Origin of the sequence: Micromonospora sp. NPDC002575, from assembly GCF_042889525.1 — a bacterium.
In the GTDB taxonomy this organism is placed as follows: Bacteria; Actinomycetota; Actinomycetes; order Mycobacteriales; family Micromonosporaceae; genus Micromonospora; species Micromonospora carbonacea.
In genome coordinates this window covers 1-1,607 of sequence record NZ_JBIARA010000069.1, presented here as the reverse complement: position 1 = coordinate 1,607, position 1,607 = coordinate 1, and the positions used below count along the sequence as shown (strand labels likewise).

Genomic DNA, 1,607 nt, shown 5'->3' with positions numbered 1-1,607 from the left:
CCGTATGCACGCCAACAAGCGTGAGGAGATCGACTCGGTGGGCGCCGGCGACATCGTCGCCGTCATGGGCCTGAAGCAGACCACCACCGGTGAGACGCTCTCCGACGACAAGCAGCCGGTGATCCTGGAGTCCATGGACTTCCCGGCCCCGGTCATCCAGGTCGCCATCGAGCCCAAGTCGAAGGGCGACCAGGAGAAGCTCGGCGTCGCGATCCAGCGCCTGGCCGAGGAGGACCCGTCCTTCCAGGTCCACTCCGACGAGGAGACCGGCCAGACCATCATCGGCGGCATGGGCGAGCTGCACCTGGAGGTGCTGGTCGACCGTATGCGCCGTGAGTTCCGGGTCGAGGCCAACGTCGGCAAGCCGCAGGTGGCGTACCGCGAGACGATCCGCAAGGCCGTCGAGCGCGTCGACTACACCCACAAGAAGCAGACCGGTGGTACCGGTCAGTTCGCGAAGGTGCAGATCGGCATCGAGCCGCTCGAGGGTGGCGACACCTCGTACGAGTTCGTGAACAAGGTGACCGGTGGCCGCATCCCGAAGGAGTACATCCCTTCGGTGGACGCCGGTGCGCAGGAGGCCATGCAGTTCGGCATCCTCGCCGGCTACGAGATGACCGGCGTGCGCGTCATCCTGCACGACGGTGGCTACCACGAGGTCGACTCCTCCGAGCTCGCCTTCAAGATCGCCGGCTCGCAGGCCTTCAAGGAGGCCGCGCGCAAGGCCAGCCCCGTGCTCCTCGAACCGATGATGGCCGTCGAGGTCACCACGCCCGAGGACTACATGGGCGAGGTCATCGGCGACATCAACTCCCGCCGTGGCCAGATCCAGGCCATGGAGGAGCGGGCCGGTGCCCGCGTCGTGAAGGGTCTCGTGCCCCTCTCGGAGATGTTCGGTTACGTCGGCGACCTGCGCAGCAAGACGTCCGGCCGGGCCAGCTACTCCATGCAGTTCGACTCCTACGCCGAGGTTCCGCGGAACGTCGCCGAGGAGATCATCGCGAAGGCCAAGGGCGAGTAACGCACCGCGTTCTCACGCCGTAGGCTTGACTCCGGAGCCTCCAGGGGCATTCCCCCGCAAACGCGGACGGAATGCCCCCGGGTTCCGGGCCTTTACAGCAAAGATCACCTGGCGCCGTTGAAGCAAAGGCGTACAGAACCACTCCCAGGAGGACCCCAGTGGCGAAGGCGAAGTTCGAGCGGACTAAGCCGCACGTCAACATCGGCACCATCGGTCACATCGACCACGGTAAGACCACCCTGACGGCGGCCATTACCAAGGTGCTGCACGAGGCGTACCCGGAACTGAACGAGGCCACCCCGTTCGACAACATCGACAAGGCGCCCGAGGAGCGCCAGCGCGGTATCACCATCTCCATCGCGCACGTCGAGTACCAGACCGAGGCGCGTCACTACGCCCACGTCGACTGCCCGGGTCACGCGGACTACATCAAGAACATGATCACCGGTGCCGCGCAGATGGACGGCGCGATCCTCGTGGTCGCCGCCACCGACGGCCCGATGCCGCAGACCAAGGAGCACGTGCTCCTGGCCCGCCAGGTCGGCGTTCCGTACATCGTCGTCGCCCTGAACAAGGCCGACATGGT

2 protein-coding genes are annotated in these 1,607 nt (G+C 66.0%); both read left to right on the top strand.

All coding sequences use genetic code 11. The features are described from left to right. A partial coding sequence (locus tag ACFYWL_RS31150) for an elongation factor G (RefSeq protein WP_386980406.1) occupies positions 1-1,021 on the top strand: 1,021 nt, incomplete at its 5' end. A gap of 158 nt (positions 1,022-1,179) precedes the next feature. Further along, on the top strand, positions 1,180-1,607 hold a 428-nt coding region (locus tag ACFYWL_RS31145; protein WP_386980403.1), incomplete at its 3' end, for a GTP-binding protein.